Here is a 19,851-nt window from a genome sequence, read left to right as displayed (position 1 = left end):
ATACCGGCCCTCAACGATTGCTTTGCTGCAGAGCGAGGCAATGTGGAACGCACATTACCAGCGCACTTATTTTGCTTCCAGGAAGACGTTTATGGTTTCAGAAGTGCTGTTTACTATCACACGAACTGGTTTAAAGCCCTCATTCTCAACATTTAATTCAAAAGGTGTTCGATTCCAGGTATTAAGGATAAATTCCCCTTTTCCATTTGTTAATGTCTCCTCTTCCCCTTTGACAATATAGACCAAAGCGCTTTTGACGGGAAGTTTCCCCTCTCTGGTTACGACGACTCCCTTAACTTTTTCACTTTTTATTCCTTCCTTTAAATCCTTTCCCTTAACCCCTGAGGTATACAGGAACAGCAGCAACAGAGAAGCAGTGATTGCTCGCCAGGTTCCCCTTTGAATTGCAGGATTTCCCATATTAGTCTACTGTTTATGTAGACAAACATACAGCATTATCCGTATCACTTCAAAATATTTCAGTCATTTCTGCCTATGCCTGCATGGCCGGATCAACATTCATATTCTTATTTTCAACAGGTAACCACGCCCCTACAAGCGAACTCAAAGCAACAACCAGGAAAAATAAAAATGCTGCTGACACGGCAACAGGCTGTTGCAAGCCGAACCAGGCGGATCCAGTCATGAATACCAGTTCCCGCGCACCTAGTCCACCCATAGTAAATGGAATGGCAGACACAAGTGAGCTTACATAAAACATTAATGCATAAGTAAGGTATTGCCCTGGTTCAACTCCGAGCGCGTGAAGGATACACCCAAGTGAAGCAAGCTGAAGAAACTGGACTGCCAGCGACAACAGGCAGGCAGGAAATAGTGGTACCCGAAACCTGTTAAGATACCTGCTTACCACGAACCATAACAATATGGGGAGGAAAAGGCAGGCAACTGAGATGTAATTCAAATAAACCGGGACATGCTTCCCGGCAGTAGTAAACAAAAAAAGCAACCCTATAATTACGAAGATCAACATAAGGCCGGTAAGACGGTCAAGCAGAATGGCTGTGATGTATAAATTATAGGAGCCCCCTGATCTCCGTTTCAGCACAACGACCTTATAAGCATCGCCAGTAACACTTCCGGGAAGAAACAGGTTATAGAACATTCCCCGGTAATACAACCTGAGGTTCCATAATTCACTTATGGTGGGATCAACAACTTTCAGGAAGCCTGACAGTCTTTGTGAACTGATAACCTGTGAGCAATTGTACACAAGAATTGAAACGAAAAGCATCGGCAGTGAAACATTCCCGGCGAGATCAGCAACTACCCGCAGATCGATCTTCCGCGAAACGATGTAAACTGCGATCGCTGATACGACCAACCGGAAAATATATTTAAGCCAGTAGTTCATGTGAGTACGGCATTATACGTCACAACCTCGCGAACATGGTAAGATCTCTTGTGTTGCGACTCGTAGTAGGTACGCATCAGGATTTCGGTGATTATACCAAAAAAAACAAATTGCAACCCTGCCAGGATAAGCATCACACTTATGACCAGCAAAGGCCGTTGCCCTATCCGTTCCCCGCCGATTTTCAGCATCAGCAGGTAAAGGCTCATTACAGATCCGGTTAAAAACATCATCAGGCCAATGGGACCAAAAATATGCATCGGCCGTTGGAAATATTTCTGCAGGAACAGGATGAAAATAAGATCACTTATAACCAGCACCGACCTGCCCATTCCATATTTAGACTGACCACTTACGCGGGGATGGTGCCGAACTTCCACTTCTGTCATTCTTGCTCCCTGTACGGCTGCCAGCACAGGTATGAACCGGTGCAAGTGTCCATATAATCCAAGATTCCTTGCAAATTCACGCCGGAAGATTTTTAGCGTGCACCCATAATCGTGAAGTAATATACCAGTAGAATTCCTGATGAGGCGATTGGCGATGTTGCTGGGGATTTTCCGGAGAAGCAGTCCGTCTTTCCTGTGTTTCCGGATCCCTGCCACCACATCCCACTTGCCGCGCAATAATACTTCAAGCATCATCGGAATATCTGCCGGATCATTTTGCAGATCTGCATCCATGGTAACAATGAATTCTCCGGCAGCTGCCTCTATACCGGCAGCCATGGCAGCTGACTGACCATAATTCTTCCGGAGCCTGACAAGTTTTATACAGGGCAGCAGGTGTCGTTGTATGATGTCGGCGGAGCCATCCGTTGACCCATCATCCACAAGTATGAGCTCATATGAAACGGAGTCAAGAGCTTCAACAATATTATGTAGCAATGGCAGGATATTACCTGCCTCATTGTACAACGCTATTACCAGGGAAAGCTTCATGGTCATTGTTTTTATTGACTACTTCGTGTTTATAAAAAATAGTCGACTGGCTACTGAACAGGTCTTTTACTGTGGCGATGGCGGTTAAACTGGAAAGGCTGTCAGGAAGCCCGGAGACGCGGGCCCGTTCTATAACCAAAGCATCCGGGTTACTCTTCATATAAACTGAAATCTCCCGGGCAGAAGAGAAAACCGGTATAGTGCCGCCATGATAAAACACGAACGCGTCATTCAGTGAACGATAGGCTGCTAATTTCGGGGTTGATCTTGCCAGTTCACGAAGGCGGCTCACCGATCCGCAGGAATCAATAGCAGGATACAAAACAACCAGGAAAAGCAACGTGGTCATTACTGAACCGACTGCAACAAAAGAAAGCGCTTCTTTACCACGTGCCTTCATGTTCAAAATGAACCCTCCGGCCCCGGCAACCGGCAACACGCCCAGCATCCATGGGTATGAAGAAATGGACTGCAATTCGGGCTGGCCCTTCATCCATAGAAGTACCCCGACAGGAATCGCAACTGCCACAATTAAAAGGATGATCCATTCCGCGAATAACTTTCGCTGTTGTGTTTCATGCTGGCTGACAAGGAAATTGGCGATCAATACGGCAGTAAACGGGTATGCCGGAGCAATATAATTGACAAGTCTCGTCGAAGCAATCGAATAACAGGTAATGACAACAGCAGCTGCAAGCAGGTTAAAAAAGAGCCAGTCATTGTGCCTAATGGCTTTCCATCCGGTAACCAATGTCCTGGGCAATAACAGTGCAAAAGGAAAAAGACCAGCCAGGAGGAAGACAATTGGCAAATAAAAACCACCGCCATGACCATCAATCGGCCTGTTAAAACGACCTATATTGTGCGTAACAAAAAAACCGGAGGTCCATTCGCCACCAGTTTCGCGGTGAACCATCAGGTACCAGGGTAATGCGATAAGTAAAACAATCAGCGATCCCCAAACGGGCAACATTGATCTTATAACCTGGATGCGTAAGCGCCCGGTAAACAGGAGGAACAAAAAAACAGTTGTTGCCGGCAATACCAACCCAACTGGTCCTTTCGCAACGATAGCTGCTCCCCAAAGCACATACGTTAGTAAAACAAACCCTTTTCGTCCAGACATCAATCCCTCATAAAAACAATACAGCGAAACCACATGGCAGAAAATCAGGTATGGATCAGGTGTCGCGAGCCTGAACTGGAAGATTACATGCAATGATGAAAGCAAAACCAGCCAGGTGACCACTGCAGCATTGACTCCAAGGTTCTTTTTCACTGCCAGCCAGACAGCAAAAAATACCAGCATTCCGCAAACCGCAGAAAAGAACCGAGAGGTCCCTTCACTGACTCCCGCCACCTTGTATGCTGCAATCATAAAATAATAATGCAGCGGTGGTTTATCAACCCGTACCTGGCCATTGAAATGAGGAACGACATAATCACCTGATTCAAACATTTCAACAGCACACCGGCTGTTGCGGGCTTCAGCGACCTGGAAAACACTAACGGTACCGAGCCTCACAAACAGCAAAACGGCAGTGAGCAGAACTAATACCGGCAATATTTTTACCTGCTGCATCTTGCTGAGATTTCTTTTTCATTACACTAAAGCAGCCTGCAGTTCTTTCCATCGAACAAATTTCCTTACCCCTTCATCAATGGTTGTTGTCGGACGATAATCAAGCAATTGCTGTGCTTTTGAAATGTCGGCAAAAGTCTGGTTCACGTCCCCGGCCTGGTCATTTTGCCAGTTTATAATTGCACGGGTAGACATATTTTCCTCCAGCAGGCGGACCAGGTCTCCTAGTTTAACCTGACGGTTATTACCCAGGTTGAAAATGTCAAATTGTTCCCGGGTATATGAAAGCGCAGCAAGAATTCCGTTGACAATATCAGCCACATAAGTATAATCACGCTTCGAATTACCATCACCAAATAACGTGATCGGCTTTCCGTCTTTCATTTGTTCAAAAAAACGATGAATGGCAAGGTCGGGGCGTTGTCTCGGCCCGTAAACAGTAAAAAGTCTTAATGCTATAAATGTTAATCCATACAATCCCGAATATACCTGGCCGAGTTCCTCGGCAGCCAGTTTAGTGGCGCCATATGGACTGATAGGCTGATGCAAAAGGTCGCTCTCCCGCCATGGCAGGTTTGGATTGTTACCATAAACGCTGCTCGACGAGCAAAAGATGAAATGCTGTATGAATTTCTGTCGTGCGAACTCAAGCAGGGAGAGCGTTCCCTTAACATTAACCTCATAGTAGGCCTGCGCATCTTCAATACTGGCTCGTACACCTGCTTTGGCAGCGAGGTGAATGACAGCGTCAAAATTTATTAATCGAAATAACTTTAACAGGTTAGCTGCAGAGGTATTTGCGAGATCCATTCTCACCAGGTGAAAATCCGGATTGGACAATGCCGATCGCAGGTTCTCCATTTTTACCAAAGGATCATAATAGCCGTCAAAGTTATCAATGCAATACACTTCGTTTTCACGCCAGAGTAAGGCATCGACCACATGACTTCCGATGAAACCAGCTCCACCTGTTACTAATATCCTTTTCCCGTTCATCGTCTCCATTTACAGAAAATTATCATCTGAATCTGAAGAAATACTGAACACCTACTGTACCGAAGGGCTATTATATTTTTTATTCCGGATCAGCCAGCTTGCACACTGGTACCAGGCAATCGCCTGTTTTACGAGTGTATCATTTACCGCAACAGGTGTCGACTTACCCGTTACAAAATCAGGAACATAAGCCTGGATCTTTTTCATAGGAGACTGAATGACAACCCTGTCAGATCTAATAAATCCCAGCCCCTGGTATGTGCTTATAAATGCCCTCTCGCTGCCCGGACTGATGTCGAAAATATCGCGACCAAAAAACTTGCTTTTATAGCGAAAGTTCAACATTCCCAGTATAGTAGGCGCTATATCAATCTGTGCACTAACTGTGCTGATTTCGCGGGGTTGAATATTACCAGGTGAATAAATCAGCATGGGAATGTGATATCCTGTTACCGGCAGCTCCACACTACCTGCACTTCCGGCGCAATGATCAGCGACAATGACAAAAATGGTATTCCTGAACCAGGGTTTTCTTTCCGCATCTGACAGGAATTTCCCGATACAGTAGTCGGTATATTTTACCCCACCTTCGCGGGACTGACTTGCAGACGGGATGTCGATCCGTCCATCCGGGTAGGTAAATGGCCGGTGGTTGGATACCGTCATAATATGTGAAAAGAATGGTTTGCCAGCCTGGTAATTGCTGTCCAGTACACTTAATGTATGAGTAAACAGGTCTTCATCCGCTACTCCCCATATATTGGCATAATGGATCTTGTTAGCGGGAATTTTATCCCTGTCTATAACATCATAGGAGTTATTGCTGAAGAAGTAGTCCATATTATCGAAGTAACTGTCACCCCCATAGATATACTGGGTAATATATCCTTTGCTTTTAAAAACGGATCCAAGGGAGAAAAGATGCTCGTTACCAGGCCGTTTCACAATACTCTGGCCCGGAGTTGGTGGAATAGAAAGTGAAAGCGCTTCAAGACCCCGCACGGTGCGCGTTCCGGATGCATAAAGGTTGGTGAAGAACATGCTTTGCCTGGCAAGTGAATCCAGTTTGGGTGTAATATTATACTTGCCGCCAAACGCATTCAGATAACCGGCGCTCAAGCTTTCCACGCTGATCAGCACAACATTCATTTTCTTTTCCGGCCTTCCGTAATTCACCTCCCTTTCGATATCAAAAACATCGTTACTAATAAATTTTGAACTTGACGTTCCCAGTTCCTTTCTTAATAAGGAAAAGGCTTCCTTATCCGGCATGGTACGATAGAACCTGAAATAATCCAGCTCATTATTCCAGAAGGCATTCCCAAATTCATAGATACCATTTCCTGCAAGCTCATTTGCATATTCGTTTTTGCTGAACTTTCTCCACTCGGGATCTGCCATGCCATAACCAGCACCAATTACCACTATGAACGTCAATGCAACTGCTGAGCGGTACCGGAACGAAAGCGTTTCCCGGACTGCGTTGAACAATTGATTCCGAAGCAAAAAAGTAACCAGGAGAGACAGCGCTAAAAGGGCCGCAATCAGCCAGCCGACGGGATAAGACTGGCGGATGTTGCCAATCACCTCATTCGTATATACGAGATAATCAACAGCTATGAAATTGTAACGGGTAGAGAATTCGTCCCAGAAAAACCACTCACCCAACGCATTAAAGGTGATAATAAAACACAGCAGGAAGACATCGATCACCAGTACATATTTCCGCCACGCCTGGCGAAAACTGTCACCTGCCGCGGAAAGCAACAGGAAAATCAACAGCCTGCAACAGAAATACCCGATTACAACCAGCCTGAGATCCTTGTTGAACTCCTTTGGAACCAGGCTGGTGAATACCAGGATGAAAATAACAACCAGGTAGGCAACGGGCATCACCCATTTCCATCGGTCACTATATGATTTTTCATTCAGCCACCATAAGTGCAACACCACAGGTAATGTAAAAAAACCTGCCACCAGCAGGTCGTAAAAAAAACCGATCAGGAACGCACCCGTAACCTGTCCAAAACTTAAATCCACCACCGCGGCTGACCGAAAAAACAGAAGCAGCCGCGTGATGGTGGACATAGAGGTAACCAGCAGGAGGGTGATCAGGGCCGGGGAAAAATATCTTATCAGGGCCTTGGTTGTTTTCATAGTTGACACCAAGGTGACATGTGATCCTGAATTTATTCTGAATTTTTGCCGTTTCCTCCCTGCAGGTCTATTATAAAACAATGTTTGTTGTCATGGAACCGATAGCGGAGGCCGAATTCATTTATGCGGCAGATCTTGCTGATAATCTCAAGCCCTAATCCAAGGCTGTTTGCATCGGAGCTCTGCTTTTTGAACCGCTGGAAGATCTGGTCGGGATCAAGTGGTTTGGCACTACCGGTATTCTCAATGGCAACTTCGTGGTCATTAAAACTCACTTCTACAATTCCTCCTGCCATGTTATGCCGTATCGCATTAAACACCAGGTTGTTCGCCAGGATTTCCAGCAGGGTGCGGTTGGCTTCGACCTTTGGTCTGGAATGGTTTCCGACCTGGACTTTCAGATTTTTTTGTTCAATTGCATCCTCAAACTGCGTGACTGTTTCATTGAACAATTGCTTCAGGTCAATTTCTTCTTTTCCTGAATAAAGCTGGTTGTCAATCTTCGACAATAACAGCAGCGCTTTATTCATCCTGTTCATACGTTGACTGGTATCAGCCATGCTACTGATCAGTCCCGCCTGCTCACTGTTCAGCGGACTGGTTTGCATCAGCAGCTCAAGCTTTGTCTGGAAAATCGTCAGCGGAGTCTGCAATTCGTGGGAAGCATTTTCAACAAACTCCTTCTGGCTTACATACGCCTTATGGTTTCTTTCTGTCAGTTGCGTTATAGCCTTGTTCAGGTCATCAAATTCCAGATACCCGGTTTTATCAAATAAAAGTGCCTGCTGTTCTTCTACCCGGTATCGCCTTAACTGGTGGAGCGTCCGGTAAAAGGGATCCCAAATCCGCTTCGATAACTTGCGGTTTATTACCTGTAATCCGATGAAAAGCAGCACCATAACAAAAGCCTGGACTGCCACAATAACCTCGATCAGGTTATCGTAGTCAAGCATGGAAACACGAATGAGGATTTCGTACGGTTTATTATTGAGCAACTGGTGAGTTACCAGCACGCGGTGCGGGATCCGTTCCCGAAGCGTCGTATCATAAATGGTTTCATTGTAGAAGCTGTCGTGCGCAATAAATTTTGCCGCTTTAATAATAATCAGGTCGTTGTCGAGCAGATCCGGAATAACACCCGGATTTTTAGTCATTTTCTCCTGTAGTTTTTTAACTACCGCAACCTTTTCAACGATGAGTTCTTCATCAACTTCCTCCTGTACCAGGGCGCGAATGAGGACGTAGAAGGTGGGAATGGCCAGGAGCATTGCTACGAGGGACAATAGAAAATACTGACGTATGGTTCCCTGGAGAAGTCTCATTATACATCAAACTTATAACCCATTCCGTAAATGGACTTAATATAATCCGTACAACCGGCCGTAATAAGCTTCTTTTTAAGGTTCTTGATGTGCGCGTAAATGAAATCAAAATTATCATAGGCTTCCGCCTTATCGCCGGAAAGGTGTTCTGCGAGTGCATTTTTGGAAATCACTTTGTTCTTGTTGGCGATCAGGTACAGCAGGATCTCATACTCCTTCCGGGTCAGGTCCACAATTTCACTGTCTACGGAAACTGTCTTGCCGCTGATATCCAGCACCAGTTCATTTAAAACGAGCTGTTTGCTGCCGTTAAACTGCCGGCGACGGATAACAGCGGCGATCCGCGCGCTGAGTTCTGACAGGTGAAACGGTTTGGGCATATAGTCATCGGCCCCGAGGTTGAGCCCTGTAATCCGGTCATCAATAGAATTTCGGGCAGAAATAATGATCACGCCATCCGCTTTATCATTGGCTTTAAGCGCATCCAGGACCTTGAGACCATTACCATCGGGAAGGGTTATATCGAGCAGGATGCAATCATAATCATAGACCTCCGTCTTTTCCATGGCTTCGCTGAATGTGGCTGCAACCTCACACAGGTAGTCCTCCCCCGACAGATAGGTAACTATGCTTTTCCGGAGGTCAGCTTCATCTTCAACAATCAGGATCTTCATTTTTTAGGTCTGAACCCTCAAAAGAAAGAATTAATTCTGAATATTTTCTGAAACCACCCTTACTGTCACTTTACAATTTCCTTTAATCTTTTCACGAGCAATGCATCTTTGGCGGCAACAGTTTCTGTTCCGGGTTTCTGGTAGAAAAGCGCGTCTTCCCAACCACCATACATGCAATTGGGGAGTGCGATAAACCTGTTCCCGAAAAGTGCGGCGGCCTTGTTAACTGCCTGGCTCCTCTCGCCTTCCACCTTGGTATCGAACAAGCGGTTGAAATCACCAAGGTGATCACCTATCAACAATAACACCTCGAATTTGGCTTCAATAGCATTCCGGCGCACTTCTTTGGAAGAGTTTTCTGTGTTCAGCAGAAAAAGGTGATCATCGGTAGTGTTGGGAAACCCGAATTTCTGCAGGTTTGCCAAAGTCGCTGCCCTCTCCACTTCGAAACGATTGGTGATGTAAAAAACTTCGACACCCTTTGTAGCGGCATACCTGAAAAAATTCAGGGCACCCGGTACCGTGTCGCATTTCTGCTGGCTTGTCCACCTGATCCAGCTGCTGTCGTCATACATTTTCTTGTTCAGCGCCTGCTGAATGAAATACGGGCTGTTATCAAGTACTGTCTCGTCAATATCCGTGATCACAGCAAGCGGTTTTCCGCTTGGCCTGGCAGCCAACAGCTGGTCGAGGCGGGCCTTCGCTGTCTGGTACGACTGGTATGCAAGTGCTTTGTACTCGGCGGCGGATTGCTGCCAGAGGGCACCCCAGGCAGGACCGCCTGGTAATAACTGAGCGGAAGCAGGAGCAGGTACAGGCGCTTTGTTGATCGCCCAACGGTTGAGTGTGGTTCCCGGTGCCTCCAACACCACTTTGTATAATTCCGATGGATATTTCGACACGTCGACAATCGCCGCACCCTTTGAAATATCAGCTTTACCTACTTCAAAGTATTCATCCTTTCCGCCAGTCTTAACATTATTTGACGTGCTGACTAAAATGCGTACCTGCTGGTTTTTAACCAACGGTGTCCAGCTCACATCAATCTTTCCCTGGAAATAATTCACCTGCATATTGGTGATGGAGCCCTGGCTGAAAATGCTCTGTCCATCCAGTTCCCGGGCAATTTCCACCGGCATCCTGATTTTCATAAAACTGGCTATACTGGGATAGATATCTGTTATCGCAGGTTTGAAAAAGCTTGCATAATTGCCAACAGCAGGCTGGTTTGTTACCATCCAGATATTCCGTTCACGGTATGATTGTCCGCCATGTCCTTTGCCCGTCGCTGCATCCCGTCCATGGTCAGTTGTGACGAAGATGAGCCATTCTTCGCCGAACTTTTTCTCCCTTTCCTGGATCGCTTTCCAAACAAGTCCGACTTTCTCATCCATCAGCCGGATGGCCCTCGCATACTGGGGCTGGTCGCCAAACATATGTCCCATATCATCAGTATACTGCATGTAAACCCAGTTCATGTCGGGTGCATGTTTCGAAATAATTTCAGCAGCCTGTTCAGCGACCTTGCGGTCGATCTTTTCCATATAGTCGTCCTGGCTGTCGTGAGGAAACTGTACCGTATCCAGTTCGTAGCCATCTGCCACGAAATCGACTTTAATATTTCCTGTGGCTGCCAACCCGTCGCCAACCAGTTTGGTCCTGTTGTCGAGCCAGCTGGAATACACACCAGTCTTTTTTTGCGGGTACTGGTCCTTCATCAGGCGGAAAATGGTTGGGTAGTTATAGTTCGGTGCCGCAATGTCATTGTCCCAGACATTATGCTTGTTCGCCCATGTACCCGTAAGCAGGCTGTTGTATCCTACGGCCGATATGGTAGGCGTTTGTGAATACCCGCCCTTTTCGCCGCCAAGCCATGCCCTGAAATAATGCCCTTTCGCCGCAATGGATTTAAGGTTGGGCACAGGTTGACTTTCAATTACATCAGCCGCTATGCCGTCAACAATAATAAACACTGTTTTACAAACCTTTTGTTGTGCCGAAACACCCAAGGTCAGCAGCAGAACTGCAAAAAGAAAACTGATCCGATTCATCTCTTCAATATAAAAGTTAACAATTATTGCCAGCCGAAGATCTGCGACAGGTTGGGATTCAGTACCACCTGTCCATACGGCACGGGGCGATAGTAATACTTCGGTTCAATGAAACTTCGTGGAGTCATTTCCGTTACCAGCGTGCCACCGCCTGCTCCATTCCGAAGGAATACCGTAACATTGTCACCAAAGCTCCCGGCCTTGTAATATATAAGTTTTTCGCCCAGTGCATTGCTCTCTTTCTGGTTTTCTGCAGGAATAGTCTCATTCTCCCCGATCAGGATGATATCTTCGTTTCCATCGCCTGTCAGGTCATATTTTCCGAGGCCCGGAAAATACATGCCTTCGGGAATACGCTCTAACAACAGACCTGCATGCCAGCGCATAAGGTCATCGAACCTGTATCCTTCCAATGCAAGTTCCACCCTCCTTTCCCGCCTGATTTCCAACAGCACGCCCTGCATTGCTCCAGTCACGTTTGGATATTTCGATGCGAGCACCGGATCAGGATCGCCATTTGCTGCCGCCAGGTCCAGAGCAGGCATCCCGGCCCGGCTACGTAACAGGTTTACCGAATTTTCCAGGTCGGCCTGTGTAAGCGTACCCAATTCTGCTTTCGCCTCTGCAAAATTCAACAGCACCTCTGCAAACCGGTAAACCGGGAAATCAACACTGTTCATCACCACATTGTCTGTAGTTCCATTGATGTAGCCTTTTAACTGGTGATAGCCCGTAAAATTCTTATTAAGCCGCTGCACGTAAGGTTTTGTTTCAGGCGTACGCACGAAACCGGGGTACACCAGCGTCTGCTTCATCCTGGGATCGCGATCGCTGAATTCCTGAACATACTGCATTGATTGGTAAGCAGGATTGGACGTAAACCGCGAGCCGTCTTTCATCAGGTAGGTCTGCACCAGGTCACGTGACGGCGATTGTTCATAGTCGCCGAATACGATACCATTCACGCTGCTGCCAGGAGCTCCCGGCTTCGTAGCGTCAAATGGGTTGGCCAGGATGACCTCTTTATTGCCAAGAAGATCGGCACTCCGGAACAGGTCAGCATAATCCTGGTTCACCTTCCCGGTTGAATGCAACTGGAATTTTCCTGACTGCATGATTTCGTTCGACACGTCAACAGCCTTCTGGAGGAAAGCATCAGATGTAGTTTGAAGATTCAACTCTTCGTGATACCGCCGATAAGTCCCTTCGTATAAGGCCGCACGGGCCTGGAATGCTTTTACTGCCCATACATCTGGAGTACCTGTCGGCACTTCATCCCGCACATGCGCAGCCGCAAATTCCAGGTCTGCCATAATACTGTCTACAACTACGGCGCGGGGATTCCGGGCTTTATAGAGCTCGGCACTGTCGCCCGGGTTAATAGTCTTACCATACCAGGGCAGGTCAGAATAGCGCCTAACCATTCCCATATAGAATTGCGCGCGGTAGTACCGGGCAAGTCCTGCATAATGGTTCTTAACCTCATCACTTACTGCTGCCTGTTGATAATTATCGAGGAAGTAATTGATATTGCGCAGCCTGCCCCAACTCCAACCGGACGTAATTGTCTGTGAACTTGGTGTTCCCGTCATGATATTCTTTATTTCGACAGCACCAGTGGTTGCAGTGTTGTCACTGTTCTGGTCATTCAGGAATTCACCGGTTCCCGGCATGCTGAGCAGTCCATTGACATACAGCGAAAGATCCTGCTCTGACTTAAAAAACAGGTCGGCTGAAATCGAAGTTTGCGGGTAGCGATCCAGGAAATCCTTTTTGCATGATGCAGTTCCCAGGACCACGACCAGTATTGCGGGTATGAATGTCTTTTTCATTGTTCAGTTTTGAGAATTAGAAATCCAGGTTAATGCCAACAGCATATTTGCGTTGATAAGGGTAGGCCCATCCGTATCCATCGGTGATCGACTCAGGATCCAGGTATTTCTTGATGGAAGAAAATTCATAAAGGTTCTCACCGCTAAAGAAGATCCGCAGGCGTTTGATGTGATACCTGTTTGTCAAAGCCGGAGGAATGGTATAACCAAGCGTCAGGTTTTTAATCCGGAGATAAGCAGCATTCAGGAGATATTTGGTCTGGGCAATGTCCAGTCCGGTTCCATAGTTGTTGTCAGCAAGCCATGACTGCAGCACGGGGAAATATCCATTCGGGTTTGCATCTGCAAGTCCCGCAGCAAGATAAGATGCGGAATGCCTGTCACGGTCGGCTCCTGTCTCTGAACTTCCGCGATAGAAATCGAGGTTCCAGGGATAGATGTTCGCATATGGCTGCTGGTATGGTCCCCAGAACAGGTAATGGCGCGGATAGTAGTCCATCTTCGCGACTCCCTGCAGGAACAGCGAAAGATCAATGCCTTTCCATGCGAGGTCGAGGTTGAACCCGTAGCGGTACCGGGGACTGCTGTTCCCGATCACCTTGAGGTCTTTAGAATCGAGGGCAGAGGGACCTTCTTCAATTTTACCATTTTTGTCGAGGTCGAGGTAACGCGGCCATCCCGGCACTACTTCCAATGCTCCCCATGGCACTATTGCTGACTGATCCAGCTTTGCAATTTCTTCCTCGCTGTTGAAATAACCGTTGTTGGTAAGTCCCCAGATCTCGCCAATCTGTTGTCCCGGCCTGAAAGCACCGGAGAATGTCTGTAAAGCGTTGTTATAGCTGGTTATTTCACTGCGTGAATCAGATAAGATAAACTTGGCGCTGAAAGACAACGGGTTTCTGCCGCCAAAGAAACTGTTCCGGTAACTGATGGAAAATTCCCACCCTTTCGTACTGAGATCAGCTGCATTCTGCTGGGGTGCCGATGTTCCAAGAACTGCTGGCAGTTCCTGGCTGGGCGCCAGCATGCCGGTGGTGTTACGGACATAGTAATCAAAGCTGGTAAAGAGACGATCATTAAAAAATGCAAGATCAGTTCCTACGTTGGCTGTTGAGACTTTCTCCCAGGTGTAGGCTTCCGGATCAACACGAAGTGAGGGCGCAACTCCAAGCACAGTCTGACGGTTGCCATTGATCAGGTATGATGAAAGTGAAGTCGGCAGCGTTTGCTGGTAGCCGTAATAGCTTACGCTCTGGTTACCGAGGCTTCCATAACTGGCCCGTAGTTTAAACGTGGAAATTGCCGGGAACAGGTTCTCCATGAAGGACTCCTTTGTTACGATCCAGGCTGCAGAAACGGAGGGAAAAAATCCCCAGCGGTTACTGGATGGAAAACGGGAGGACCCGTCGTAACGGCCATTGGCTTCCAGGATATAACGATCGCGATAACTGTAGTTGACCCTGCCAAACAAGCTCCGGATCGCATAACTATAGTAGCCACCCTGCGAGGTTGTATTTACAGTCGCGTCACCTGTGGTGAGCCCTATATATGGAACAGATGAAGAGATGACCTGCGAACGTGAAGCTGATAGTGGCGACCACTCATAGCTTTCCTGGTTAAAGCCGGCCATCACTTTAAATCCATGCATCCCAAATGTTTTCCCATAATTGGCGTAAAGATCAAACACGTCCTGCTTGATGGTTCCATGTGTTTCTGTAATGGAGCCGATCGGGTTCTCAATCCGGATGTCGTTCGGGCCATAACCAACAGTGTAAGGAAGGTTTTCTGTATGATACTTCCATAATTCGCGTTTGAAGCTCGCATCGCCGGCGATACTCAGGTCACCATCTAAGAAGGTCGCAGTTCCGCGGAAAATATTCTGGAAACCGAAACGGTCCTGTGTATTTCGTCCACCGCTGGTTAATTGGGAAGCAAGCCTGCCAGCGGCATTGTTACCCCAGCTCCCGTCAGGATTCTTTGCAACGTTAGTCGGTTGAAGGTAATAGAGGTCGGTAATAGCGTAAGTAGGTGCATCCCTTTCAAGCTGGTATACCAACAGGTTGTTATCGACTTTCAACCACTCGAGTGGCGTAAAATTGACACGTGCCCGAAGTCCGTACCGGTTCCAGTCATCGCGAGACAATTTATTAAGACCATTCTCATTGGTATAGTCGGCGGAAAGCAGGTAACCTATAGGCATTTTCTTATTGCCTGAAGATCCGCTGAAAGAGAGGGTATGATATTGTGAAAAATTGGACTTGCTGAAAAAATAGTCATTCCAGTTATTACTGCCCATATATGCCCAAAGGGCGGAGTTCGAAGGATCGATACGTACATCCTCAATAGATGGATTAGCGGACCTTTCTTTAGCCCATTGATAATGTTCGTCTGAGTAGTTGACGTAATCCCACGGCGTGTTATCGGTCGATGTCTCAAGAACCCTGGAATAAATGTAGGGATCTGTCACAGCCTCAGGCAAAATTGTGGGCCGGGAACTGGCGAAATAGTTATTGTATGAAATAACCTGCCTGCCGCCTGAAGCACCTTCTTTTGTTGTAACCAGTAAAACGCCATAAGCCGCCCTTGCACCATAAACTGCAGCAGAAGCGGCGTCACGCAGGACCGTTATGGATGCGATGTCTGAGGGATTTATCCGCAGCAGGTCATCAGTAGCAGAAGCAATACCATCGATAATGATCAATGGAGAACCACCATTGATAGAAGTATAACCACGCACATTAATATTTGGTGTTTGTCCTGGTGCACCACCGGCATATGTAATGTTCAATCCCGGGCTCACCCCCTGCAATCCCTGGAACACATTCGCAATGGGTCGTTCTGCAAGCTGCCTGCCGGAAAGCTGATCGACAGCTCCGGTTACATTAATTTTTTTCGAAGTTCCATAACCTACAACCACTACGTCGGAAAGGTCGTTTTGCATCAGCTTCATGTTTATCAGCAATGACCCCTTCTCCCCTGCCTTTAACAGGTAGTTTTTACGTGTTGCAATCTCGTATCCCACGTACGAGAATTTAATGGTGTACCTGACACCGGCGGCCAGGCTGGCAAATGAATAAGTCCCCTTGTTGTCGGTAATGGCGCTGTTTTTGATCTTTGCGGAATCGTTTGCGATTTCGACTGAAACACCTTCGAGTGGTTCGCCTTTTTCATTTTCTACTATACCTTTCAGTGAAGCTGTTGCAGGCTGTTGGGCATGCATCAGCAAAGGCATAGCACACCCGAGCAAAACTGCCAGAATTGCTTTCATTCGGTTCATAATGGTTGGTTATTGAGTATATAAGTGCCTCCACGCAGCCGTGATCACGGCATGCAGGAATCATATGGAGACTATGTCATGTTATTTTTTTGCTTTGACCGAAAAGTTCCACCCTGCCTGTTTCAGCTGCAGGTTGTGCATAGACGCAATCCGCGTCATGATCTTTTCGATTGGATCGTTGAGTTTAATCGTTCCTGAAAAATGAGACCGGTCTGGGGTCAGGGGTTCATAGGAAATGATTACGTCGAAATATTGTTGCATTAATTGAAATACATCGTTCAGCGGAACCCTGTCAAAGTCTATGGTTTTTCCTGTAATGCTAACATTTGACTGCTGCATCTTCTTCCGGGCGTCCGGCAATTCACGCCGACTGATTGAATAAATGCGACTCTGTGTATTCAGCTTCCATTGCTCACCGGGCTCGAGGTAAACATCCTTCATTTTTATCTTCCCGCCATGCACGGATCTGATCACGACCTTTCCGGTATGAAGGGCAACTTTGGTATTCGGTCGATCCGGGTAAGCGCTAACGGTAAATGAGGTTCCTAATGCGGTAGTGGAAAAACCATTTGCATACACTGTAAATGGCCGGTCCCTGTCTTTCTTCACCTTGAAATATGCCTTTCCTTCCAGCACAACCTCCCGCTTTGACTCATTATAGTCTGCCTCATACCGGATAACCGAATGCGGTTCCAACGATATTTCAGAGCCATCGGGCAGAACTCCCGAGATCGCACGTTCCAGATTATTGTAAAAGATTACAGGCGCTACACTATTTGTGCTCACAACCCGGCTGTCAGCAACTACCGGCGTTGATCCAACAGGCCTGTCATGCACAACGATCCACAAAGCACCTATTCCTGCCAATAAAATCACTATGGCAGCAACGCGGATCATCAACCGGAAAGCCGCAACTTTTTTATTATACTTTTCAACAGTGTGTTTCTTCACATTAAGCCAGCGACGCTCCGTTTCTTCATTGGCAAGTACCGACGAATGAACGGATGCCCATTCCTCTTCAGGAAAATGCTGCTCTGCAAGAACAGGGTTTTGCAAGAGTTCCCTGACCTGAGACATCTCCTCTTCGGTACATTCACCGGCAAGAAATCGTTGCAATATGTTTTTGTCAGGATTCAAGAAGCAATGGCTTTAAGAAGAATACGATGCAGGAAGGAAGAACCCGTAATGCATCCGGAAATATTTTTTCAGAAAACGAGATTCAGGATCTTTTTAAGTTGTTTCAGCGCCAGCGAAATATGTTTTTCAACCGTACGATCGGAAATGGAAAGTTCTTCGCCGATCTGTTTGTAGGTAAGTCCATGAACCCGGTTCAGCATAAAAACTTTTTTCCTTGTGGGTGGAAGGCTGTCTAACGCGAATGCAATACGCCTGGAGCAATCAGGTTCATATTGTGGTTGCTCCTGCGACTGACCGGATAGATTACGGATCACCTGCAACCTCCTGTTGTCGCGAAGCCGTGCCCGAAGCTGGTCGATGAGAGTAGTCTTTGCAATCCGGAATAGCTGTACTTCAAGCGGAAGATCCGCATTCAACAAGTGCCTGGATTCCCAGAGCTTGATGAATGTGAGCTGCGTACATTCCTCGGCAAAAGACTCATCCCTGGTTTTGGCAAAATGATATGCGTACACTTTCTCATGCCATTGCCGGAATGCCTGTTCAAAGGCATGCTCATTCGATTCCTTTATGTGAAGGAGTATATCCACAAGCAGTCAGTTGTTGTAAATTTTGTAAATATCCCGGTGATTTTTCTCACTCAATCGTTTGCGTAAAATTTCATCCATCTTGTTGTTTCAACATCATGCACAAACGAAGAATGAGCCGGCAAAATGCAAAATTTCCCGCTTCCCCGTTATTAAGTGATTGTAAACTGTATGGGATGAAATTTCTGTGAATTCCAAACTAATAGTCTACTTTTACTGGTGGAACAGAACAGCCGCCCACTGCCTTGTTCTCATCCCGATCTCTCCCACTATGGATCTCCGCGGATAACCGATTTCACGCACCGCTCCTTATTTAAATTTTTGATTCCGCACTCGCATGTCCGTATGCGAAATATCTGCTCTTTGAGTTCAGGTTGCTTCATCGTCATTCATATTTCTTAACCATTTAAATCCTTTGTTATGCAATGTTGTTTACTAAAGCGAAGCCATTGCTTGAAACTGGTTGCGCTACTTGTGGTAATAAGTTGGTTACAGGGTTGTAAGAAAGATGACTGGCCGCCAAAAGGCTGGCCACCGAAAGATGCTTCGGAAGAAAGTGCAACCGTACTTTATGACTGGTACAGGCTGGGAATGCAGATGCAACTATACAATACTACTCCTCCGCCCCCGCCACTAAACAGCAGGAGTTATGGATACATCGGAGTCGGACTATATGAGGCCGTAAGGCCGGGAATAAAGGGATCAGTAAGCCTGTCAACCCGGCTTCTCGAGATGCCTGCAATGCCTGAACCGGAATGGTACCAGGTTTATTCATGGAGTGCCAGCGCCAATGCAGCAATGGCGAGTTTGTTCCGCCAGTTCCTGCCAGCGCTTACCGATGCCAACAAAGCCAGTATAGATTCTCTTGAAAATGCGTACAACGAACGCTTCAAACTCAGTCTCTCTGACCAGATAATCAGCAATTCACAGGCATTCGGCCGTGCTGTTGCCTCACGGATTTTCGACTGGTCTACAACAGATAATTTCACCCTTTCAGCTGAAGGATACGTAATACCTGTTTTTCCCGGTTCATGGGAACCTACACCTCCCGCGTATGCAAATCCTGTTGGTCCGTTCCTGGCAGATTCCAGGCCGTTCCTCCAGTCAACTCTCACCGCTACTTATCCCGCCATACCTTTCCCCTATTCTGAGGAAAAGCACTCTAAATTTTACAAAGCCGCCAAAGACGTATATGATGTAGGCCTGGCATTGACCGACGAACAAAGGGGAATTGCCAACTTCTGGGCTGATGTTGGTGGGCCGGGAGTCGGATATCCGGGACCTGGCCATATTATTTCCGAAATTACCCTGGTACTCGAGGATCATAAAGCAAATCTCAACCAGGCTGCACAGATCTATGCTAAAACCGGGATCGCTTTCAAGGATGCCTTCCATCTCATCTGGAGGATAAAATTTACTGAAAACCTCCTGCGCCCGATTACGTACATTAACAACCTTATCGACCCCGCATGGACATCTCATTTACCTACGCCACCGTATCCCGATTATCCTTCAGGACTCGCAGGCGTTTACACGCCAGTTATGCAGATCCTGAAAAGGGAATATGGCAATATCCCTATCTCTGATCGAACCTATGTATGGAATGGCTCGGCACCGCGGAATTATGCATCCATCGACAAGATGGTCGAAGAAGCCGCAATATCGCGTGTTTATGCTGGCATACACTACAGGTTCACTCAATATGCTACAATTGATATTGGGACAGACCTGGGTAACCGGATCGCAGATATCAAACTGACACATAGTGGAAAACATTAAAGACAAATAAGTCCGCCTGCGATTTTTGCATTGCAGTCAATAGGTGAATAGGTCAATAAGTGAATGAGGAATATCAACCTTGTTTACTTACTGACCTATTCTCTTTTTCGCCCCTAAGAAAGAAGATTTTACAGTATATCCTTC

At 46.8% G+C, this 19,851-nt stretch carries 14 protein-coding genes; 1 reads left to right on the top strand and 13 read right to left on the bottom strand.

Going from position 1 to position 19,851, the window contains the following annotated elements:
- Positions 1-66 precede the first annotated feature (66 nt).
- The 13 genes from OI18_RS13510 to OI18_RS13450 all read right to left on the bottom strand — a co-directional run bounded on the left by OI18_RS13510 (position 67) and on the right by OI18_RS13450 (position 17,931).
- Complete coding sequence (locus OI18_RS13510; RefSeq protein WP_039140561.1) at positions 67-420, bottom strand: carboxypeptidase-like regulatory domain-containing protein; 354 nt, start codon at positions 418-420, stop codon at positions 67-69.
- Positions 421-493: 73 nt separating this feature from the next.
- Positions 494-1,372: a lysylphosphatidylglycerol synthase transmembrane domain-containing protein gene (locus tag OI18_RS13505; RefSeq protein WP_052273205.1), complete on the bottom strand. Its 879-nt coding sequence runs from the start codon at positions 1,370-1,372 to the stop codon at positions 494-496.
- Complete coding sequence (locus OI18_RS13500) at positions 1,369-2,313, bottom strand: glycosyltransferase family 2 protein (protein ID WP_039140921.1); 945 nt, start codon at positions 2,311-2,313, stop codon at positions 1,369-1,371. The genes OI18_RS13505 and OI18_RS13500 overlap by 4 nt, the downstream gene beginning before the upstream one ends.
- The gene (locus OI18_RS13495; protein WP_039140559.1) at positions 2,279-3,895 is read right to left on the bottom strand and encodes an ArnT family glycosyltransferase; all 1,617 of its coding nucleotides are present in this window, start codon (positions 3,893-3,895) and stop codon (positions 2,279-2,281) included. Before OI18_RS13495 ends, OI18_RS13500 begins: the two co-directional genes overlap by 35 nt.
- Before the next feature lie 21 nt (positions 3,896-3,916).
- Entirely contained in the window at positions 3,917-4,900 is a 984-nt protein-coding gene (locus tag OI18_RS13490; RefSeq protein ID WP_205410045.1) for a GDP-mannose 4,6-dehydratase, read from the bottom strand.
- Between the two features lie 42 nt (positions 4,901-4,942).
- Positions 4,943-7,048 carry an LTA synthase family protein gene (locus OI18_RS13485; RefSeq protein ID WP_039140556.1) on the bottom strand — a complete coding sequence of 702 codons (2,106 nt, stop codon included), beginning with the start codon at positions 7,046-7,048 and terminating at the stop codon, positions 4,943-4,945.
- Between the two features lie 32 nt (positions 7,049-7,080).
- Positions 7,081-8,370, bottom strand: a complete 1,290-nt coding sequence (locus OI18_RS13480) for a sensor histidine kinase (protein ID WP_082037968.1) — start codon at positions 8,368-8,370, stop codon at positions 7,081-7,083.
- The gene (locus OI18_RS13475) at positions 8,370-9,044 is read right to left on the bottom strand and encodes a response regulator transcription factor (RefSeq protein WP_039140552.1); all 675 of its coding nucleotides are present in this window, start codon (positions 9,042-9,044) and stop codon (positions 8,370-8,372) included. The genes OI18_RS13480 and OI18_RS13475 overlap by 1 nt, the downstream gene beginning before the upstream one ends.
- Before the next feature lie 65 nt (positions 9,045-9,109).
- Positions 9,110-11,095, bottom strand: coding sequence for a 5'-nucleotidase, lipoprotein e(P4) family (locus OI18_RS24705; RefSeq protein WP_072039012.1), 1,986 nt, complete (start codon positions 11,093-11,095; stop codon positions 9,110-9,112).
- 23 nt (positions 11,096-11,118) lie between these two features.
- Positions 11,119-12,927, bottom strand: a complete 1,809-nt coding sequence (locus OI18_RS13465) for a RagB/SusD family nutrient uptake outer membrane protein (protein WP_039140550.1) — start codon at positions 12,925-12,927, stop codon at positions 11,119-11,121.
- A gap of 16 nt (positions 12,928-12,943) precedes the next feature.
- Positions 12,944-16,207, bottom strand: coding sequence for a SusC/RagA family TonB-linked outer membrane protein (locus OI18_RS13460; RefSeq protein ID WP_039140547.1), 3,264 nt, complete (start codon positions 16,205-16,207; stop codon positions 12,944-12,946).
- Positions 16,208-16,288: 81 nt separating this feature from the next.
- Positions 16,289-17,344 (bottom strand): FecR family protein, encoded by a 1,056-nt coding sequence (locus OI18_RS23825; RefSeq protein ID WP_052273204.1) that lies wholly within the window; start codon positions 17,342-17,344, stop codon positions 16,289-16,291.
- Between the two features lie 68 nt (positions 17,345-17,412).
- Entirely contained in the window at positions 17,413-17,931 is a 519-nt protein-coding gene (locus OI18_RS13450; RefSeq protein WP_039140545.1) for a sigma-70 family RNA polymerase sigma factor, read from the bottom strand.
- Between the two features lie 417 nt (positions 17,932-18,348).
- Here OI18_RS13450 and OI18_RS13445 point away from each other — a divergent pair, with 417 nt between their 5' ends.
- Complete coding sequence (locus OI18_RS13445) at positions 18,349-19,707, top strand: vanadium-dependent haloperoxidase (RefSeq protein ID WP_152616824.1); 1,359 nt, start codon at positions 18,349-18,351, stop codon at positions 19,705-19,707.
- The last annotated feature ends 144 nt before the right edge of the window (positions 19,708-19,851 follow it).

It is taken from the genome of Flavihumibacter solisilvae (assembly GCF_000814475.1).
GTDB classification, from domain to species: Bacteria; Bacteroidota; Bacteroidia; order Chitinophagales; family Chitinophagaceae; genus Flavihumibacter; species Flavihumibacter solisilvae.
This window is presented reverse-complemented; position numbering and strand designations above follow the sequence as displayed.

Coding starts and splice junctions, on each gene's coding strand:
- OI18_RS13510 (WP_039140561.1), bottom strand. CDS start 420: ATGGGAAATCCTGCAATTCAAAGGGGAACCTGGCGAGCAATCACTGCT.
- OI18_RS13505 (WP_052273205.1), bottom strand. CDS start 1,372: ATGAACTACTGGCTTAAATATATTTTCCGGTTGGTCGTATCAGCGATC.
- OI18_RS13500 (WP_039140921.1), bottom strand. CDS start 2,313: ATGAAGCTTTCCCTGGTAATAGCGTTGTACAATGAGGCAGGTAATATC.
- OI18_RS13495 (WP_039140559.1), bottom strand. CDS start 3,895: ATGCAGCAGGTAAAAATATTGCCGGTATTAGTTCTGCTCACTGCCGTT.
- OI18_RS13490 (WP_205410045.1), bottom strand. CDS start 4,900: ATGGAGACGATGAACGGGAAAAGGATATTAGTAACAGGTGGAGCTGGT.
- OI18_RS13485 (WP_039140556.1), bottom strand. CDS start 7,048: ATGAAAACAACCAAGGCCCTGATAAGATATTTTTCCCCGGCCCTGATC.
- OI18_RS13480 (WP_082037968.1), bottom strand. CDS start 8,370: ATGAGACTTCTCCAGGGAACCATACGTCAGTATTTTCTATTGTCCCTC.
- OI18_RS13475 (WP_039140552.1), bottom strand. CDS start 9,044: ATGAAGATCCTGATTGTTGAAGATGAAGCTGACCTCCGGAAAAGCATA.
- OI18_RS24705 (WP_072039012.1), bottom strand. CDS start 11,095: ATGAATCGGATCAGTTTTCTTTTTGCAGTTCTGCTGCTGACCTTGGGT.
- OI18_RS13465 (WP_039140550.1), bottom strand. CDS start 12,927: ATGAAAAAGACATTCATACCCGCAATACTGGTCGTGGTCCTGGGAACT.
- OI18_RS13460 (WP_039140547.1), bottom strand. CDS start 16,207: ATGAACCGAATGAAAGCAATTCTGGCAGTTTTGCTCGGGTGTGCTATG.
- OI18_RS13445 (WP_152616824.1), top strand. CDS start 18,349: ATGCAATGTTGTTTACTAAAGCGAAGCCATTGCTTGAAACTGGTTGCG.